This is a genomic window from Acidipropionibacterium timonense, assembly GCF_900605005.1.
In the GTDB taxonomy this organism is placed as follows: Bacteria; Actinomycetota; Actinomycetes; order Propionibacteriales; family Propionibacteriaceae; genus Cutibacterium; species Cutibacterium timonense.
This window is the reverse complement of the sequence record NZ_LR027558.1, coordinates 2,230,810-2,249,220: the sequence shown is the minus strand read 5'-3', so window position 1 is coordinate 2,249,220 and position 18,411 is coordinate 2,230,810. Positions and strand designations below refer to the sequence as shown.

The following is an 18,411-nucleotide window of genomic DNA, read 5'->3' as shown; positions in this document are numbered from 1 at the left end:
CATGTCCGTGAGGTGCCGGTCGACGACCTCGCGCCGGGCACGGCTACTTGTCGAGGTCGCCGAGGGTCCATCCCAGGGAGGCGATGATCGGTTCGACGTCCTCGAGGTGCGCGCCGACGAGCACGTGCTCGAGGGCCTGGACGTCGGCGAAGGTCGGGGTGCGCAGTGCCAGTCGCCACGGCGTCGTGCCACCCCGCGAGACGAGGACGACGTCGGCGCGTCCCCACGGGGCCTCGAGGGTCGACCACGTCGTCCCCACCGGGATCTTGAGGGTGGCCGGCAGCCGGGTCTGGATCGGTCCGCTCGGCAGCCCGTCGAGCACCTGCCGGCAGATCGACGCCGACGCCGGGATCTCCCGGGCCAACCAGGTCAGACGGGCCCGGGCGTCCCCGGTCGTCGGTGCCTGGACGGTCGGCACGTCGACGGCGTCGTGGGCCAGGTGTCCGGGGTGACGACGCAGGTCGAGGTCGATCCCGCTGGCGCGGGCGACCGGGCCGGACAGGCCGAGGGGGTCGACGAGGGCCGCCTCGATGACACCCACGGAGGCGGTCCCGCGGAGGGCGGGGTCGGCCAGGGTGTCGGTGAGGCGACCGGCCAGCTCACAGGCCTCGTCGAGCCAGGATCGCCACCGCACCTCGACCTCGGCGTCGAGGTCGACGGCCAGTCCGCCGACCCGCGACACCATGGGATGTACCCGGTTTCCCGAGTATCGTCGCCACAGCTCGTGCACGGATTCGAGGCTCCGATGTGTCGCCGCCGACAGCTCGGAATCATCGGCTCGATGAGGCACCCAGGCGAGAAATGAGAGATGGCTCATGATCCGCGTGAGCTCGAACAGTGCTGTTCGCAGCCATGCGGCACGTGCCGGAACCTCAATACCGGCAGCACGTTCGATGACGACACACGACCCGACCTCACCCACGAATGGCGCCTGCCAGTCGTGACGTGACGCGAGCACCGGAATCTGGCGATGATCACGGACCTCGAAGAGTTTCTCGACGCCACGGTGCAGGTGGCCGATCTCGACCCGTGCCCGGGAGATTCGTCCACCCTCCACCTTCGTCATGATTCTCACCAGGCCCGGGCGAGTGGGGTGGTCGGGTCCGAGGTCGAGCCGGAGGATCGTGGGCGACGACGACCACGGCCGCACGGTAGCGCCCGTGGGATCCGTGTTCGCGCTCGTGGCATCCGTGTTCGCTCCCGCGGTGTCCGGGGCCGTGTCCGCCGCGCCCGTGTCCGGGGTGGCGATGCCCGGTGAGCCCCCGAGCGCCCCGATCTCGATGACGACGTCCTCAGGGGAATACTCCCGTGGTGCCGGATCGTGGCCTTTGGGCTGATGGGATTCCACGTTCCAAGCCTGCCGCATCATGGGCGTTCGCGCATCTTGCGTGCGCGCATTGGCTCCCGTGAGGGGTGATCGAACGAAAAGTCATCCTTTCACTTGAAATGGCCCAGTTGCTGGCCATATCGTGGTGACATCGATCCCGGACATCCGGGAACAATGACTTTGAACTGGAAGGAACGCCATGGCACAGCGTGTTCGCGTGGACCTTGTCGATGATCTCGATGGAACCACTGCCGAGGAGTCCGTGAACTTCGCCCTTGATGGTGTGAGCTACATCATCGATCTTTCCTCGGCAAATGCCGCCCAGCTGCGCGAGGACCTGGCCAAGTGGGTGGGCGCCGCCCGCCGCACCGGGGGACGTCGTACCCGAGGGCACCGCCCGACCGGTGGCCCGACCGCCAACGAGATCCGTCGCTGGGCCCGGGACAACGGCCTGGAGGTCTCCGACCGGGGCCGTGTCTCGAACGAGGTCCGCGAGGCCTACGACCGCGCTCACTGAGCGGCTCGGCGGCTCATCGGCCGCATGATTCATGGCTGACGCCCGGTCCGGTGGACCGGGCGTCGTGCTGCGCACGCTCTGGTGGACTCGTGCTGCGCACGCTCTGGTGGACTCGTGCTGTGCGCGCATGAGTCGTGCCGGGTGCCCGCGCCACGGCGTCTCGCCCCGACTGTTGGCGCCAACAGGGGTCCGCGTCCGGCGAACGGCGGGAAGTCGGGACCGTCCCACCCCGTTACTAGACTGTCAACGACAGGGGTATCTCGGCCTCGGGGTACCCGGTCCCATTGCAAGGAGACTTCATGTTCGAACGGTTCACAGACCGGGCACGTCGGGTCGTCGTCCTGGCCCAGGACGAGGCCAAGGCCCTGAACCACAACTACATCGGCACCGAGCACCTGCTGCTGGGTCTCGTCAGCGAGGGGGAGGGAGTGGCCGCCAAGGCCCTGGAGTCCCTCGGTATCTCGCTCGAGGCGGTCCGCGCCCAGGTGGAGGAGATCATCGGCAAGGGCACCTCGACGCCCACCGGCCACATCCCCTTCACCCCGCGCGCCAAGAAGGTGCTGGAGCTGAGCCTGCGTGAGGCCCTCCAGATGAACCACTCCTACATCGGCACCGAGCACATCCTGCTCGGGCTCATCCGGGAGGGGGAGGGCGTCGCCGCCCAGGTGCTCATCCGGTTGGGGGCCGACCTCAACACGGTGCGCAACACCGTCCTCCAGTTGCTCCAGGGTTACCAGGGTGACGAGAAGCAGGCCGCCACGGCGGGGGCACCGGAAGCCGGGCCGTCGCAGTCGCCGGCGACCGTCCTCGACCAGTTCGGACGCAACCTCACCCAGGCCGCCCGCGAGGGCAAGCTCGACCCGGTCATCGGGCGTGAGAAGGAGATCGAGCGGGTCATGGTGGTGCTGAGCCGCCGGACCAAGAACAATCCGGTCCTCATCGGTGAGCCCGGCGTCGGCAAGTCCGCCTGCGTCGAGGGCCTGGCCCAGGCGATCGTCCGCGGCGACGTACCGGAGACCCTGCGTGACAAGCAGATCTACTCCCTCGACCTGGGGTCGATGGTGGCCGGCTCGCGCTACCGCGGCGACTTCGAGGAGCGCATGAAGAAGGTGCTCAAGGAGATCAAGACCCGCGGCGACATCATCCTGTTCATCGACGAGCTGCACAACCTCGTCGGTGCCGGTGCCGCCGAGGGTGCCATCGACGCCGCGAGCATCCTCAAGCCCATGCTCGCCCGGGGGGAACTGCAGACCGTCGGTGCGACGACCCTCGACGAGTACCGCAAGTACATCGAGAAGGACGCCGCCCTCGAGCGTCGGTTCCAGCCGATCCAGGTGGCCGAGCCGTCGATCCCCCTGACGATCGAGATCCTCAAGGGGCTGCGTGACCGCTACGAGAACCACCACAAGATCACCATCACCGACGAGGCCATCAGCGCCGCGGCGAACCTCGCGTCCCGTTACGTCCAGGACCGCTTCCTGCCCGACAAGGCCATCGATCTCATCGACGAGGCCGGCGCCCGGATGCGCATCCGTCGGATGACCGCTCCGCCGGACCTGCGGGAGTTCGACGACCGTCTGGCCGCCGTGCGCACCGAGAAGGAGGCGGCCATCGACGCCCAGGACTTCGAGCGTGCCGCCGGCCTTCGTGACGACGAGAAGAAGCTCATCGCCGCCCGGGAGGCCAAGGAGCAGGAGTGGAAGGCCGGTGACGAGTCCGTGCCGGCGGTCGTCGGCGAGGAGGAGATCGCCGAGGTGCTCTCGGGCGCCACGGGCATCCCGGTGTTCAAGCTCACCGAGGAGGAGTCCCAGCGGCTGCTCCACATGGAGGAGGAGATCGGCAAGCGGTACGTCGGCCAGGAGGACGCCGTCAAGGCCCTGTGCCGGTCGATCCGCCGTACTCGCGCCGGGCTCAAGGATCCCAAGCGTCCGTCGGGGTCGTTCATCTTCGCCGGCCCCTCCGGCGTGGGCAAGACCGAGCTCACCAAGGCCCTCACCGAGTTCCTCTTCGGTGACGAGGACGCCCTCATCACCCTCGACATGTCGGAGTACTCCGAGAAGCACACCGCCTCGCGGATGTTCGGCTCCCCGCCAGGATTCGTGGGCTACGAGGAGGGCGGTCAGCTCACCGAGAAGGTGCGCCGCAAGCCGTTCTCGGTCATCCTCTTCGACGAGATCGAGAAGGCCCACCCGGACATCTTCAACTCGCTGTTGCAGATCCTCGACGAGGGGCGTCTCACCGACGCCCAGGGTCGGGTCGTCGACTTCAAGAACACCGTCATCGTCATGACGACGAACCTGGGGTCGCGGGACATCTCCAAGACCGTCAACCTGGGCTTCTCCCAGGCCGGTGACGAGACGACCTCGTACGACAAGATGAAGGCCAAGGTGAGCGAGGAGCTCAAGACCCACTTCCGGCCGGAGTTCCTCAACCGCCTCGACGAGATCATCGTCTTCCACCAGCTCACCCAGAGCGACATCCTGCGGATCGTCGACCTCATGGTCGGCCAGCTCGAGGGACGCCTGGCGGACCGCTCGATGGGCATCGAGGTGACCCAGGCGGCCAAGGAGCTGCTGGCCAAGCGTGGCTTCGACCCGCTGCTGGGTGCTCGGCCGCTGCGCCGAGCCATCCAGCGCGATGTCGAGGATCCGCTCGCCGAGCGCATCCTCTTCGGCGAGATCAAGCCCGGCCAGATCGTCGTGGTCGACGTCGCCCCGGAGGGGGCCGACGAGCCGTTCACCTTCACCGGCACGGAGCGGTCGGTGCTGCCGGACGAGGTGCCCGCCGAGCTCGCCGCCGGCGGTGAGGGGCCGTCCGAGTCCTGAGCCACACGCCGCCGCGGCCCCGCCTCCTGCAGGAGGCGGGGCCGCGTGCTGTCGGTGCGCGGCTCGTCGGTGTCCGTGGGGTCGGCGGAGTGGTCGGGGAGCTCTGGGCGGGGACGCCCCAAGTCGTGAGGGCGGCGGGGTTCCTCCGCCGGCCGCGTCCGGTGCCCCTATGGACCGCTCCTGGCGTCACGTGTCTTGACCCCACCGCCACGATTCCCCGCGCAAGTGTCACGACCGCCGCTGTGGGTGGAGTTCAGCGAGTTGCGCGGGGAATCGTGGCGGTCGGTCGGCGGAAGGGTCCGTCTTGCCCGCGATATGCCGCAGTTCCCACCGACGAGTGGCGCTGGCTGGCTATCCTGGCGCGCATGGCAAGCGGCGAGGCGTGGTCGGATGAGGAGAACGCAGCAACTGTTGCCGCGTACTTTGACATGCTCACTCAAGAACTCGCCCATCAGCCGTATGTCAAGGCTGAACGGCGCAGGAGGTTGGTGGCGCAGTACGGGCGTAGCGAGGGCGCCTACGAGATGAAGTTCGCCAACATCAGCTCGGTGCTGCGCGACCTCCATTGCCTCTATGTCACCGGCTACAAGCCGCGCGGCAACAGGCAGCATTCGCTGGTGACAGCCGTCGAGACCCACCTTGGTGCGCATCCCGAGGTGTTGGCGATGATGCAGATGTCCGTGTCGTCCGCCGCGGCCGACCGCATCGATCTGGCGTGGATCGATACCAAGATGCCTGACAAGGTTCTCGTCGACTATGAAGGTCGGGCCCACCGTGGTGGCGGAATCCACACCGACTATGTCGCCATGGAGGCCGCCAACTCATCGCTGGGACGCGCTGGCGAGCTGGCGGTCCTTGACCGGGAGCGCACCATCCTGCGCGCTGGTGGACGACCAGATCTCGCCGAGCGCGTCGATCATGTGAGTCAGACCCGGGGCGACGGGTTGGGGTATGACATCGTGTCCTTCGATCTCAACGAGCACGTGCGACACATAGAGGTCAAGACGACACGACGCGACATCGACTGGCCGATGATCGTCAGTCGAAACGAGGTACGGGTCTCAAAGGAGCTTGCAGACACCTACGTCTTGGCGCGGGTGTACCAGTTCACCGCCGAGAAGATCGGGATTTACCAGCTTCCCGGCGCCATTGAGACAACGTGCGACCTTGTTCCCCTCGATTACGAGGCGCTGCCCAAAGCGTCCGTGCACGCATAGGAGGGTGACGCGACCTTCCACACCCGCCTGTCCGGTTCGATCTCGGCCATGCGGGTGTCGACCAGCTTGATGACGAGGTCGTCGGGAAGCGGGTGGTCGACGCTGAAGTGGATCGACCCCTTCGTCGTCTCGAAGCCGGCCAGGTCGTCTGCCAAGGCGGTGATGACGCTGCCACTGAAGGGGTACCAGGAGCAGAACCTCGCGTTCTGCAGGAAGCTGCACACCACCTGTTTCGCGCCGTCCCCGACGGCCAGCGCGGGCATCCGGTAGCTCACGACCTCCCGGACCTCGCAGCCCTTCGCCTCGAGCCGTCCTCGGGCCAGCTCGCTGTAGTGCTCGAGCAGGGCCCGCTCGGCCGGTCGGCACGTCGCCAAGTGGTCGTCGACAGCGCTCATGGATCGAGGCTAGTCCGAGGGTTCGGGCAATTCACCCTCTTGCAATCTCCAGTTGCGAAGTTCGCAACCATGTCTAGACTGGTAGCCATGAGCGACATGGGCGCACGTGTGCGAACAATGCTCGGCAGGAGGTCGATGGGCCAGCAGGACCTCGCCGAGCGAATCGGCATGTCCAAGGACAAGTTGAGCAAGTCGATCACCGGGGTGCGGCAATTCACAGTGGGAGAGGCGAACGCCATCAGCCACGTACTCGACGTCGATCTCGGGTGGCTCATCGATGGGCGTGTCGACCGGACGGCCACGCGCACCGTTTTCCGGCACCGGTATGACCCGTTTGACGGGTCTCGGACCGCGCCCGACACCGCCAGCCGCGCCGACCTCGATGTGGTCGAGCGGGCCTGGCTCCTCGCGGACGTCCCCGTATCCGACGGCTTCACTGGCGCTGCCGCTGTGGCCGCCAGCGCCAACCCGCATTGGGAGGACGTTCGGCACTGCGTCGAGAAGGTGGTGCAGCATTGGGTTGACTGGTGCCATGAGGTCACCGATCCGGTCGCCGACGTTGCCGGGTTCCTGGCCACGTTCGGGGTCGACCTGGTGGTCTTGCAGTTCCCCTTCGCTTCGCGGGTCCAGACCTACTCGATGGTCATCCGGGGCCATCGGGTCGTCATCGTCCACACCACTGCCGCTTGGTATTCGGCGATGTTTGGGATCTTCCACGAGCTGGCCCACCTTCTCTTCGGCCACGACGAGGTCCGTACCGATGAGACGGCCCCGCTGCACCTCGACGCCGAAGTCGTCGCCAACGGATTCGCCGCCGACGTCCTCATGCCCAAGGAGGACGTCCTGGCACTCGAACAAGATGTGGCCGAGTCTGCCATCGCTCAGTTCTGCTGGGACCACCTCGTCGGCGGAGCGGCCCTCGACGTTCGGTGTCATCTATTGAAGAAGACCGGCATACAGGTCCCGCCCCAACCGCGGATCAACGAGCTGTGGCGAGAGAACCACCCCGACTGGGCTCAGCGACGCAGCCAGGCCTTCGCTGCGCAGCGGTTTCCCGACTGGCTGGTGCGTCGCCATGAGGAGCTCGTCCGGGACGGAGTCATCCCGCCTGACACCCTGTCGATCATGACCTCGACGCCCATTGATGACCTTGCGGCGCCGCCCGTGCCCGCCGGCACGGAGTTTCCCGACCTCTCCGATCTGGGACTGTGACCCCGCGGATCGTCCTGCCGGACACATCGCTGGTTCGATCGTTCGACACGATCGGACGGCTCGATCTCGTCGAGATGTTCTGCGAGGGCTTGGAGCGGTCCTGGGCATACGACGTCGAGGTGGAATGCGAGAATCAACACCTCGATTGCACCCGCCTCCGGGCCGTCTTCGGCACGTCGGTCAAGGCGACGCCGGCGCAGGCTGTCTCGGCCCGAGCAATGCGCGTTCAGTTCTTCCAGTCCGCCATCGGTGCCTCGACGGCGCAGGCCATCCTCAAGGACATGGGTGAATGCACGACCCTGACGATCTGGGCCGACCGTGCGCCGCGGGACGGTGTCCTTCTGTTCCTCACCGAAGACCGCCAAGTCGTGCGGTTCTGCAGGTACGCCTGCGTCCCCGGCACGGCACAGGCGAGCTTCATGGCCGGGCGAGTCCCGGTTGCCGTCACCTCGGAGGATCTCGTGCAGTCCCTTGTCAAGCGAGTTCGATCCTTTACGTCCGCCGATGCGTCAGCCGTACAGAAGGCGATCATCGACGCAGGCAGGCCGTACATCGGTCGGGCGAAGCTCGTCGAGTTCTCCTGACGACCGGGGAGCCGAAGTCAGGCCCGCACCGCTTGGAGCGCGAACGACACGAGCCAGTGGGTCGACATGAAGTCCCCGTCGACGATCTGCCGTTCCACCGCCTCGATCTGGGTCGACGCCGCCTTCTCGATCCGCTCCCGGGCGGCGTCGTCCAGACCCGTGGCCTCTCCCCGCGCCAGCGCCCGCAGTTGCCAGGCCCGTGACAGAGCCAGCCCGAAGAGATGGACGAACTGGCCGTCGGCGTCGTCGAGCACCTGCGGCACCGTCAACAGCGGATCCCCGTCGTACCCCAACTCCGGGAGGAATCCACCGAGCCAGCCGTCGAACCGGGGCCCCAGCACCCGCTGCATGAGGTGGGCCTCGCACAGGGCTGGTGAGAGGAAGTCGGAGCCGCCGGGCTCCCAGACGACCGGGCAGTCCCGGTCGGCCCCGAACCACTCCATCGCACGCTCCCCGATCGCCGCGACGACGTCGTCACGGCCGAGCACCCGCGCCGCGTCGAGGCACAGCCCCAGGCCGAAGGCCGAGTTGTCGTGCTTGCCCGACCTCACCGGGTAGACCTGACGCGGCAGCCAGTCGAGCACGTTGGTGAAGATGCGGCCGGCCAGGGGTGCGGTGGCCTGCGCCCAGACCGGTGCATGGGGGTGCGCGGAGGACGCGCACCGGGCCGCCAGCAGCGCCGCCCAGCCCCACCCGTACGGACGCTCGAACCCGCGTCGACGGGCCAAGTACTCGCACTCCACGGCGATCGCACCGGTGCGAAGTCGCCCGTCGAGCTCGGCCGCCAGGTCCGCCTCGGTCCGCGACCCCAGGCCGGCCCCGGCCTCGTCGAGCAGCGTCACCGCCGACCATTGCATGTGCGCCGAGGAGTGCCAGTCCAGGCATCCATGGAAGGCCGGATGCAGCCGTTCCGGGGTGACGTCGACGTCGTCCGGCCCCATCGACAGGTGCGAGGCGTTCCACGGGTACGGCGTCCGCAACCCCCGGACGACGACGCGACCCCACGCGTCGGCCCACCGGTCGATCCAGTCCGCCGTCGCTGCCATGTGTCCTCCTGCCATCCCATCCACGACCACCATCCTCCCGCCTGCCCCGGAGCCGACGAGGGTCGACCGTCCACCACCGCGGCGTAGACTCACCGCGCCACGTCGCGAGCCAGGTCGACGGCTCGCCACCTCGCGCCACGTCTTCATTCCGAGAGGGGACCACGTGTCACAGGACCGGAACCACGTCACCGCCCACCCCGACCACGAGAGCCCGGCCACCGAGAAACAGGCCTGGGCGGCACTGTGGGCGTTGCTCATCGGGTTCTTCATGATCCTCGTCGACTCGACCATCGTCACGACGGCCCTGCCGGCGATCATCCGGCACCTGCACACCGACCTCAACGGCGGGGTCTGGGTGACGTCGTCCTACCTGCTCACCTATGCCGCCCCCCTGCTCATCTCCGGACGCCTCGGCGACCGCTTCGGGCCGCGCAACGTCTACCTCGTCGGCATGGTCATCTTCACCCTGGCCTCCCTGGCCTGCGGCCTGTCGACGTCGATCGGCGCGCTCATCGCCTTCCGCGCCGTGCAGGGAATCGGCGCCGCCCTCATGAGCCCGCAGTCCATGACCGTCATCACCCGTCTCTTCCCGGCCCAGCGACGCGGCGCCGCGATGGGCCTGTGGGGAGCGACCGCAGGGGTCGCCGGGTTCGTCGGACCGATCCTCGGCGGCCTGCTCGTCGACGGTTTCGGCTGGGAGTGGATCTTCTTCGTCAACGTCCCGGTCGGCGTCATCGGCCTGTGGCGGTGCTGGAAGGCGGTCCCGAACCTCGAGCAGCACTCCAGCAGCCTCGACTGGGTCGGCGTCGTCCTGTCGGGGATCGGCATGTCCGCTCTCGTCTTCGGCATCCAGGAGGGCGAGAGCTACGACTGGGGCACCATCATCGGCGTCATCTCGGTGCCGCTGCTCATCGGCGTCGGTCTGGTGCTCTTCGGTGTCTTCATCTGGACCCAGGCGCGCATGGCGGGCCGCCGCACCCAGCCCCTCGTCCCACTGCACCTCTTCGCCAACCGCAACTTCTCGCTGGCGAACGTCGCCATCTTCTTCGTCGGGCTCCAGGTGACGGCGATGAGCCTGACGACGGCGGTCTACCTGCAGCAGGTGCGCGGGCTCTCCCCGACGATGGCCGCCCTGGTCCTCGTGCCCACGGCGATCTTCTCCGGTTCCCTCTCGCCGCTGGGTGGACGGATCCTCCAACGTCAGCGGTCGGGCCGGATGGCCGCCGTCGGTGTCGGGCTCACCGCCGCGTCGGCGTTCTGCTGGGTGCTCCTCATGAACCACACGACGCCGCTGTGGGTGTTCTGCGTCGTCGCCGCGCTCACCGGCCTGGGGGCGGCGTTCATGTGGAGCCCGATCTCGCTCACCTGCACCCACGATCTGGGACCTTCCGAGGCCGGGGCCGGATCCGGGGTCTACAACGCGACGCGGCAGGTCGGGTCGGTCATCGGGTCGGCGCTCATCGCGGCCGCCATGGACGCCCGGATCGCCGCGACCCACGACCTGGCCCGAGGTCTGGCCCAGTCGATGCTCGTGCCGGCCCTGGCCTGCGTCGTCGCCATGATCGCTGCCCTGTGCTTCCGGAACTTCCGGCGATGAGACCGCCGCGGGCGGGCACCGGTGTCCGGGGACGGTACGCCGTCGCGCCGCGTCGTCGAAACCGTCCTGTCACACCCGCTGCCTAGGATTGACCCATGAGGATCGCCATCGGAGGATTCGCGGGACTGCTGGGCAGCACCCTGGTACGGCAGCTGCGCGCCCGGGGCCACGAACTGGTCACCCTCACCCGCCACGAACCGCTGCAACCGTCCGATCGACGCTGGGACCTCGACACCCTCACCATCGCGCCGCCCTTCCTCGACGACGTCGACGCCGTCATCAACCTTGCCGGTGCGCCCATCGCAGGGGCACGCTGGACCGAACAACGCAAGACCCTCATCCTCAGCTCCCGGATCGACACCACCCGCGTCGTCACCCGCGCCCTGGCCACCTCGGATCGCTGCAAGGTCTTCCTCAACGGATCGGCGGTCGGCTACTACGGCCCGCGCGGGGACGAATGGGTCGACGAGACGACACCTGCCGGGGAGGGATTCCTCGCCGAGGTCTGCCAACGGTGGGAGAAGGTCGCCACCGAGGTCCCGAAGGGGGTGCGTGTCGTCATGCTGCGCACCGGTCAGGTCATCTCGCCCCACGGCGGCTTCCTCGCCAAGCAGCGTCCCCTCGTGCTCGCCGGGCTCGGCGGACGGATGGGATCGGGGTCCCAGTACCTGTCGTGGATCAGCCTGCGCGACCACGTCAACGCCATGATCACCTGCCTGGAGGACGCCACCGTCAGCGGCCCGGTCAACCTCGTCGCGCCGAATCCCGTGACCAACGAGCAGTTCATCGACGCCTACGCCCGCGCTCTGCACCGCCCTCACCTGGTGCCCCTGCCGACCCTGCTGGCCAAGGCCGCCTTCGGCGGCCAACTCGTCGACGAGGCCCTGCTGTCGGGCCAGCGGGTGCGCGGAAACGTGCTGTCGCGCACCGGTTTCCAGTTCCAGGACGCCACCATCGAGTCCGCCATCGCGACGGCACTGGCAGGCCGGTCATGACGCAGACACCCGACGACGACACGACCGACACCTCCTGGCAGGACAGACTCCGACCGGGGCGTCCCGACTTCGAGCCCCCCGAGCCCGTCGAGCCGGGATACGGGGCGGGCAGGTTCGGCGGTCCGAAACAACCTTTCGAGGAGTCCGGGCAGTCCGTTGCCCCCGGGGCCTGGCCGGCGCCGTCCGCGGAATCAGCGTGGCCGACGCCGGAGGAGCCACCGGCATCGTGGCCCGAGCCGCGGACCGCGGCCGAGGACCGGTCGGAGCCCGCCGCGGACACCCCGGCGGCCCCCGTGGCCGCAGGGCCTCGAGCGCCGGTCATCACCTACTCGATCATCGCGGTGTGCGTCCTCGTGTGGCTGGCCGAACTGGCCTTCGCCCCGGTGACCGCCGCCATCGACCTCGTACCGGCCCTGGCCTTCTCCGAGCCGTGGCGGTTCCTCACCTCGGCCTTCGCCCACGCCCACGGGTTCGCCCACATCGGTTTCAACATGTACGCCCTGTGGGTGCTCGGGCGATCCCTCGAACCCTTCCTGGGGCGGGCCCGGTTCACCGCGTCCTATCTCGTCTCGGCCCTGGCTGGAGGGGTCACCTTCGTCGCCATGGCCAGCCCGGACGGTGACGGCGTCATCGTCCCCGGCTGGACCGACGGGATGATCGGGGCCTCCGGGGCGATCTTCGGCCTCTTCGGCGTGCTCCTCATCGTCCAGCGTCGGTTGGGGGCCTCGACGCGGGCCCTGTGGGTCGTCCTGGCCATCAACGCGGCCCTCGTCCTCTTCATCCCCGGGATCGCCTGGCAGGCCCACGTCGGCGGGTTCCTCGGCGGCCTGGCATCCGGGTGGATCGTCTTCGACGACGTCAGACGGCTCGGCCGCGGTCAGCCCGCCCGCACCTGGCCCAGGATGATCGGCCTCGTCCTGGCCATGGTGGTCATCGTCCTCGTGAAGTTCGCCATCGCGTGATCGTCCGGCCGCTCAGCCGACGGTGACGTCGGCGAGGTCGGCCGGCCGGTGGCGGGCGATGTGCAGCCCCTCCTGGAGCGCCCACATCGACCACCAATCCTTGAACTCGGGGTCGCGGGACAGGGCGCGACGCCGCCTCACCGGCTCGGGAGCCTCACACCACACGCGCACCGTGGCACGGTGGCTGTTCGCCGGGGTGAGCACCCCGCACCCCTCGACGACGAGCGGCCGGGTCGGGTCGAGATCGACCCTGCCGTCGACGCGGCCCGAGTCCCAGTCCCAGCGGTCGTAGCCGGGGTGGTCGGACCACAGGCAGCTGAGGTTCCACACGCTCGCCAGGCCCGACCAGCCGCGGTACATGTCGTCGGCGTGGACGAGCTGCCACCCCTCGTGGCGGGCGGCCAGGTCGCCTGCCAAGGTCGTCTTGCCGGAGCCGGAGCGTCCGTCGATGACGACGACGGGACGACGCTGCCCCGAGACGAGGTCGTCGAGCAGATCGGGTCGGCCAGGGTCGATGAGCACGTGGCCAGTGTCCGCCCGCGCCACCAGTCGGCGCAATGGGGCTCAGGCGGTGAGGTAGCCGGCGCGTTCGACGAGGACGGCGATCCGCACCCGGCTGTCGACGTCGAGCTTGGTCTGGATGGTCGACAGATGGGCCTTGACGGTACTGGCCGAGACGTAGAGCCGGCTGGCGATGGCGTCGTTGGTGAGTCCCTCGGCCACGGCGATGGCCACCTCGCGCTCCCGGTCGGTGAGGGCTGCCAGCACCTTGCGAGCCGCCTTGCGGTCGCGTCGGCCGCCGTCACCGCGGAGCTGTTCGAGGAGCTGGCGGGTCGAGGTCGGCGACATGAAGGCGTCGCCGGCGCTGGCGGCCAGGACGGCGGTGACGATCTCCGCGGGGGAGGCCGTCTTGAGGAGGAACCCGGAGGCGCCGGCGTGGACGGCGTCGACGAGGGCCTCGTCGGTCGTCACCGTGGTGAGGACGACGACCTTCGGCGGATTCGGCGCGCGGGTGATCCGCGAGGTGGCCTCCACCCCGCTCATCCCCGGCATGCGCAGGTCCATGAGGACGACGTCGACTCCGACCGCCTTCGTCAGCGCCTCGGCTCCGTCGGCGGCCTGCGCGACCACCTCGATGCGCTCGTCCGCCTTGAGGATCTGGGCCACGAGGGTGCGTACGAGGGCGTCGTCATCGACGAGAAGCACGCGGATCGGCTGCACCCGCACATCCTATGGGGTCGGTGTGGCAGGCATGGGGGCTGGCTCGCGCTGGATCGCGGAGGGCGTGTCAGGAAACCACCGTGAGGAGGGACATGTTCCCCTCCAGGGGAGGAAAGTGCCGCTCACGGTGATTTTCCTGACAGGTGGTCGGGCAGTCGTCGCGGCTCACGGGTGCAGGGGTGAGGTCAAGGGGTGGGGCGCGATGGGCCGGTGCCGTCCAGGGGCCGGGGTAAGCCGTCCCTCAACGCCACGGGATGTCGGCATGGACCCGGAACTGGTCGCCGTCCAGGCCGTAGTGGAGGTCGCCGCCGAGCAGCTCGACCCGTTCGGTGATCCCCTTGAGGCCCCGGGACCGGGCCCCGGGCCCGCCGGTCCAGCCGCCGACGTACGGGTTGGCGGCGTCGATGCTGATGCCCTCGCGCGGGTTGCCGCGCACCCGCAGGGTGGTCGTCTGGCCCGGCGCGTGCTTGGCGGCATTGGTGAGCAGCTCCTGCACGGTGCGGTACACCGCCCGCGAGAGGGCCGGATCGGCGCGGTCGGCGTCCTCAATGAAGACGTTCGAGTTGAGCGGCTGCCCCGCGCCGAAGGACTCGTCGATGACGTCGGCGAGCCTCGACAGCGGCAGATCGGGGGACACCTGGGGCTCGCTGAGCATGGACAGCAGGGAGTGCAGGTCGTTGACGGCGGCCGCGGCTCCGGCGCGCACCTCGTGGGCTGCCTTGGCCGACTCCGGGTTGTCCTTGAGCCCGGCCTCGAGGGCCCCGGCCTGGAGGCTGAGCAGGGAGAGGCGGTGTCCCACCTGGTCATGGACCTCCTGGGCGATCCGCTCGCGTTCCTCGCGGCGGGACAGCTCGTCGCCGAGCTTGGCGTTGGTGGCCCGCTCGACGTCGCGCTCCCGGGTGAGGGAGGTGGCGGTCCGGTGGGCCCGACGCCACAACCCCGAACCGATCGAGATGATGAGGCCGGCGAGGATGAAGCCCGCGACGGTGAGCGGCGAGACGGACAGCTCGGCGGTGTGCGGCAGGTCCTGCGGGGCGAGCAATGACTTGATGGTGGACGCAGCGACGGGGGATTGGAGGGCGTCGAGGACGCTCACCGTGGTCGACGTGGCCGCGACGACGCCCGCGGCCCACCAGGTCGCCGGCCCACGACGGCGCCCCATGAGGCACGCCAGGGCGATGAGCGGGATGGTATTGCCGATGGGCAGGACAAGGCTCATGGCGGCCGCGACGAGGGTGATGGTGAACGGTCGGCGGTGTCGCCACAGCAGCCAGATGGGCAGGGCGAGGTCGGCCAGGAAGACGGCGAGGGTCTCCAGGAGGGTGAGGCCGAACGGGGTGGTCGAGGTGAGACGGACCGCCAGCGGCGAGAACGCCGTTGAGACGAGCGAGCCGAGGACGCCGATGACGACGAGGATGATCGACAGCCAGATGGCTGGCCGATGATCATCCCCGACGGCTTCGTACTCGAACATGGCCTTCATCCTAGGGACGGTCTGTGGGGGACGACCTCGGCCGATCGGACGAATCCTCCTGTCCAATCGGCCAGCTGTGGACTGGCCGTTCGGCCGATGTGAGGTTCTCGGGCTCAGCGGTGCACTTGAGGGGACCCGGAAGGAGCCTCTCATGTCCAACGATCAGCAACCGCCCCGCTACCCGAACAATGGCCAGCCGCAGTACCCGGCCGGCGGTCCCCAGGGACAGCCCGGCTACCAGTACCCGATGGGAATGCCGCCCCAGCAGCCAGTCAAGCAGAAGAAGCCGATCTACAAGCGCGCGTGGTTCTGGATTCTCATCGTGCTCGTGTTCCTCATCGCCGGTATCGCCCAGTGCAGCGGGTCCAACGGCGGCACCGAGCAGAAATCGGCGACCGACAACACCGTCAGCGCCTCCACACCGGGCGCGGCGAAGGCGGCATCGGCCTCGACGTCCGCCGCGAACCCTGATACGCAGGAGAAACTCACCCTGCTCAAGGGCTGGAAGATCGACAAGTCGGACGGGATCTCGGTGCACATCAGGGGATATGTCCTGAACAACACCGACAAGCCGATCAACAACTACATCGAGGTCACCTTCAACGTCTACGACGCCGAGGGGAACAACATCGACACGTGCTTGGCGAACACGAACACCATCGATGCCCACGGCAAGTGGAAGTTCGATGCCATCTGCCTCAAGGACCCCAGCGAGATCAAGACCGTGAAGTTCAAGGAGCTCACCGGCTTCTGACCCGACCCCTCCCAACCCCTGTGCGTCCGGGCCGTGTACTCACGGCCCGGACGCACACTGCTCACAGCCGCACCCGATCTGCCTCCCGGTGAACCAGGCCGTCCTCGGCGAGCCAGGCCAGACATCGCTCGGCCTGGTCCCGCTGCGGCCAGGCCGACAGGACGATCTCCGCCTCCACCCCGACCTGTCCGGGAGCCCCTCCGGAGGCATTGCGCACGACATCCATGAGCACCCCACGGCACTGCCGGTCGGTGCCCTTCCAGGGCTGTCCGCGACGGGGCGGGGCGTTGTCGGGTCGGCCCTCGGCCACCCACCGGCAGCACTCGCGGATCGGGCACTCCGTGCACCGGGGAGCCCTCGCCGTGCACACCAGGGCGCCCAGTTCCATCGACGCCACCGCCCACCCGGCCGGGTCGACCTGCGGTACCAGGGTCTCGGCGACGACCCGTTCGGCCCGCGTCACCGAGACCGGACAGTTGCCGATCCCCGAGTGCGCCCGCGCGATGACCCGGCGGACGTTCGTGTCGAGCACGACCGCCCGACCCCCGAAGGCGAACGACACCACCGCCGCCGCGGTGTAGTCGCCGATCCCCGGCAGGGCGAGCAGTTCCTCGTAGCGCCCGGGGACGACCCCGTCGTGACGCTCGGCGATGGCCACCGCGCAGGCATGGAGCCGCAGCGCCCGGCGCGGATAGCCGAGCCGCCCCCAGGCGGCGACCGCGGCCCCGGGCTCCTCCTCGGCCAGGTCATCGGGCGTCGGCCAACGGTCCATCCACTCCCGCCACGGCCCGACGACCCGCGCCACCGGGGTCTGCTGGCTCATGACCTCACTCACGAGCACGCCCCACGGTGTCGTCCCCGGGCGACGCCACGGCAGGTCACGACCGTGCTCGCCGTACCACCGGCAGACGGCGTCGACGGCATCGGGTCCCAGGCCGAGCTGCGTCACGGAGGACTCAGCCGACGACGGCCGCCGCGGCCCGGGCGGCGGCGGGCAGGGCGCTGGTGAAGACCTCGAAGGCCTCGTCGTCGTGGGCGTCCGAGAGGAACCAGGCCTCGAAGCAGCTCGGTGGCAGATTGACCCCGGCGTCCAGCATCGCGTGGAAGAAGGCCTTGTGGGCCGCGACGCTCTGGGACTGCGCATCGGCGTAGTCGCGCACCGGCCGTTCGCAGCCGAGGAAGACGCTGAACAACGAGGCGGCGTTCTGCATCCGGTAGGGCACGCCCGCCCCGTCGAGGGCCTCACGGATCGCGCCACGCCACTGCTCGGAGCGCTCGTCGAGGCGCCGGTAGAGGTCGTCGTCGGCCAGCTGCAGGGTGGTGAGCCCGGCCACGGTCGCCAGCGGATTGCCCGACAGTGTCCCGGCCTGGTAGACGGGCCCGGTGGGGGCGAGCAGGTCCATGACCTCGGCCCGGCCACCGAGGGCCGCCAGCGGCATGCCGCCGCCGACGACCTTGCCGAAGGTGAAGAGATCAGGCAGATAGGTCTCGCCCGCGGCCTGCTGGACCCCCCAGAACCCGGACGGGCCGCAGCGGAACCCGGCGAGCACCTCGTCGATGATCATGAGGGCGCCGTGCTCGGCGGTGATCCGGCGGATCGCGGCGTTGAACCCGGGCAGCGGCGGGACGACGCCCATGTTCGCCGGGCACGACTCGACGATGACCCCGGCGATCTCGTCGCCCCGGGCGGCGAAGGCCTCCTCGAGGGCTTCGACGTCGTTGTACGGCAGGACGAGGGTGTCGGCGGTCGACGCGGCGGGCACCCCGGCCGACCCGGGCAGCCCGGCCGTGGCGACCCCGGATCCGGCGGCGGCCAGCAGGGCGTCGGAGTGACCGTGGTAGAGCCCCGCGAACTTGACGACGACGTCGCGCCCGGTCGCTCCGCGGGCCAGTCGTACGGCGGTCATCGTGGCCTCGGTACCGGTCGAGACGAACCGCACCTTCTGGGCGCCGGGCACCCGGCGGCGGATCTCCCGGGCCAGCAGGGTCTCGGTCTGCGTCGGGGCGCCGAAGCTCAGCCCCTTCTCCGCGGCCCGCTTGACGGCGTCGACCACCTGCGGGTGGGCATGTCCGAGCAAGGCCGGGCCCCAGGTGCACACGAGGTCGACGTACCGGCGGCCCTCGGCGTCCCAGATCCACGGCCCCCGGGCGCGTTCGATGAACCGGGGGACGCCGCCCACCGACCCGTAGGCGCGTACCGGGGAGTCGACGCCGCCGGGGATGACGTCCTTGGCCTGCTCGAAGAGATCGGCGTTGCTGGTCATGACTGTCCTTCGTTCGTGGTT

Annotated in this window: 17 protein-coding genes; 9 read left to right on the top strand and 8 right to left on the bottom strand. The window is 69.1% G+C overall.

Annotation, left to right across the window (positions count from 1 at the left end):
• Positions 1 to 43 precede the first annotated feature (43 nt).
• Positions 44 to 1,066, bottom strand: a complete 1,023-nt coding sequence (locus E0E30_RS10585; protein WP_130866244.1) for an NADH-quinone oxidoreductase subunit D-related protein — start codon at positions 1,064 to 1,066, stop codon at positions 44 to 46.
• 460 nt (positions 1,067 to 1,526) lie between these two features.
• Between E0E30_RS10585 and E0E30_RS10580 the strand changes: the two genes are divergently transcribed.
• From E0E30_RS10580 to E0E30_RS10570, 3 genes are all read left to right on the top strand, one after another.
• Complete coding sequence (locus tag E0E30_RS10580; RefSeq protein WP_130866243.1) at positions 1,527 to 1,844, top strand: histone-like nucleoid-structuring protein Lsr2; 318 nt, start codon at positions 1,527 to 1,529, stop codon at positions 1,842 to 1,844.
• Between the two features lie 299 nt (positions 1,845 to 2,143).
• Positions 2,144 to 4,669, top strand: coding sequence for an ATP-dependent Clp protease ATP-binding subunit (locus E0E30_RS10575; RefSeq protein WP_130866242.1), 2,526 nt, complete (start codon positions 2,144 to 2,146; stop codon positions 4,667 to 4,669).
• A gap of 365 nt (positions 4,670 to 5,034) precedes the next feature.
• Positions 5,035 to 5,886 carry a protein NO VEIN domain-containing protein gene (locus E0E30_RS10570; RefSeq protein WP_130866241.1) on the top strand — a complete coding sequence of 284 codons (852 nt, stop codon included), beginning with the start codon at positions 5,035 to 5,037 and terminating at the stop codon, positions 5,884 to 5,886.
• Here the strand turns inward: E0E30_RS10570 and E0E30_RS10565 are convergent.
• Positions 5,850 to 6,281, bottom strand: coding sequence for an iron chaperone (locus tag E0E30_RS10565; protein WP_130866240.1), 432 nt, complete (start codon positions 6,279 to 6,281; stop codon positions 5,850 to 5,852). The genes E0E30_RS10570 and E0E30_RS10565 overlap by 37 nt on opposite strands.
• Here E0E30_RS10565 and E0E30_RS10560 point away from each other — a divergent pair.
• Both E0E30_RS10560 and E0E30_RS10555 read left to right on the top strand, forming a co-directional pair.
• Positions 6,261 to 7,493 (top strand): XRE family transcriptional regulator, encoded by a 1,233-nt coding sequence (locus tag E0E30_RS10560; RefSeq protein ID WP_130866239.1) that lies wholly within the window; start codon positions 6,261 to 6,263, stop codon positions 7,491 to 7,493. The two genes, E0E30_RS10565 and E0E30_RS10560, sit on opposite strands and share 21 nt — an antisense overlap.
• On the top strand, positions 7,490 to 8,077 hold the full coding sequence (locus E0E30_RS10555; protein WP_167853930.1) for a hypothetical protein: 588 nt from the start codon (positions 7,490 to 7,492) through the stop codon (positions 8,075 to 8,077). The genes E0E30_RS10560 and E0E30_RS10555 overlap by 4 nt, the downstream gene beginning before the upstream one ends.
• Before the next feature lie 17 nt (positions 8,078 to 8,094).
• On the opposite strand, the gene E0E30_RS10550 is transcribed toward E0E30_RS10555, so the two are convergent.
• Positions 8,095 to 9,123, bottom strand: coding sequence for a DUF2891 family protein (locus E0E30_RS10550; RefSeq protein WP_130866237.1), 1,029 nt, complete (start codon positions 9,121 to 9,123; stop codon positions 8,095 to 8,097).
• On the opposite strand from E0E30_RS10550, the gene E0E30_RS10545 reads away from it, so the two are divergent.
• The 3 genes from E0E30_RS10545 to E0E30_RS10535 all read left to right on the top strand — a co-directional run bounded on the left by E0E30_RS10545 (position 9,122) and on the right by E0E30_RS10535 (position 12,677).
• Positions 9,122 to 10,720 (top strand): DHA2 family efflux MFS transporter permease subunit, encoded by a 1,599-nt coding sequence (locus E0E30_RS10545; RefSeq protein WP_411914003.1) that lies wholly within the window; start codon positions 9,122 to 9,124, stop codon positions 10,718 to 10,720. The two genes, E0E30_RS10550 and E0E30_RS10545, sit on opposite strands and share 2 nt — an antisense overlap.
• A 95-nt stretch (positions 10,721 to 10,815) precedes the next feature.
• Positions 10,816 to 11,715: a TIGR01777 family oxidoreductase gene (locus tag E0E30_RS10540; RefSeq protein ID WP_130866235.1), complete on the top strand. Its 900-nt coding sequence runs from the start codon at positions 10,816 to 10,818 to the stop codon at positions 11,713 to 11,715.
• A 293-nt stretch (positions 11,716 to 12,008) separates the two neighbouring features.
• On the top strand, positions 12,009 to 12,677 hold the full coding sequence (locus tag E0E30_RS10535; protein WP_342588123.1) for a rhomboid family intramembrane serine protease: 669 nt from the start codon (positions 12,009 to 12,011) through the stop codon (positions 12,675 to 12,677).
• Positions 12,678 to 12,689: 12 nt separating this feature from the next.
• Here the strand turns inward: E0E30_RS10535 and E0E30_RS10530 are convergent, their stop codons facing one another.
• The 3 genes from E0E30_RS10530 to E0E30_RS10520 all read right to left on the bottom strand — a co-directional run bounded on the left by E0E30_RS10530 (position 12,690) and on the right by E0E30_RS10520 (position 15,372).
• On the bottom strand, positions 12,690 to 13,235 hold the full coding sequence (locus E0E30_RS10530) for a nucleoside/nucleotide kinase family protein (protein ID WP_411914002.1): 546 nt from the start codon (positions 13,233 to 13,235) through the stop codon (positions 12,690 to 12,692).
• A gap of 6 nt (positions 13,236 to 13,241) precedes the next feature.
• Positions 13,242 to 13,898: a response regulator gene (locus E0E30_RS10525; RefSeq protein WP_130866232.1), complete on the bottom strand. Its 657-nt coding sequence runs from the start codon at positions 13,896 to 13,898 to the stop codon at positions 13,242 to 13,244.
• Between the two features lie 241 nt (positions 13,899 to 14,139).
• The gene (locus tag E0E30_RS10520; RefSeq protein ID WP_130866231.1) at positions 14,140 to 15,372 is read right to left on the bottom strand and encodes a sensor histidine kinase; all 1,233 of its coding nucleotides are present in this window, start codon (positions 15,370 to 15,372) and stop codon (positions 14,140 to 14,142) included.
• Between the two features lie 253 nt (positions 15,373 to 15,625).
• Here E0E30_RS10520 and E0E30_RS10515 point away from each other — a divergent pair, with 253 nt between their 5' ends.
• Complete coding sequence (locus E0E30_RS10515) at positions 15,626 to 16,126, top strand: FxLYD domain-containing protein (protein WP_210115886.1); 501 nt, start codon at positions 15,626 to 15,628, stop codon at positions 16,124 to 16,126.
• A gap of 61 nt (positions 16,127 to 16,187) precedes the next feature.
• Here E0E30_RS10515 and E0E30_RS10510 read toward each other — a convergent pair whose 3' ends face one another.
• Entirely contained in the window at positions 16,188 to 17,075 is an 888-nt protein-coding gene (locus E0E30_RS10510) for an HhH-GPD family protein (RefSeq protein WP_210115819.1), read from the bottom strand.
• Between the two features lie 7 nt (positions 17,076 to 17,082).
• Complete coding sequence (hemL, locus tag E0E30_RS10505; RefSeq protein ID WP_130866229.1) at positions 17,083 to 18,390, bottom strand: glutamate-1-semialdehyde 2,1-aminomutase; 1,308 nt, start codon at positions 18,388 to 18,390, stop codon at positions 17,083 to 17,085.
• Between the last annotated feature and the right edge of the window lie 21 nt (positions 18,391 to 18,411).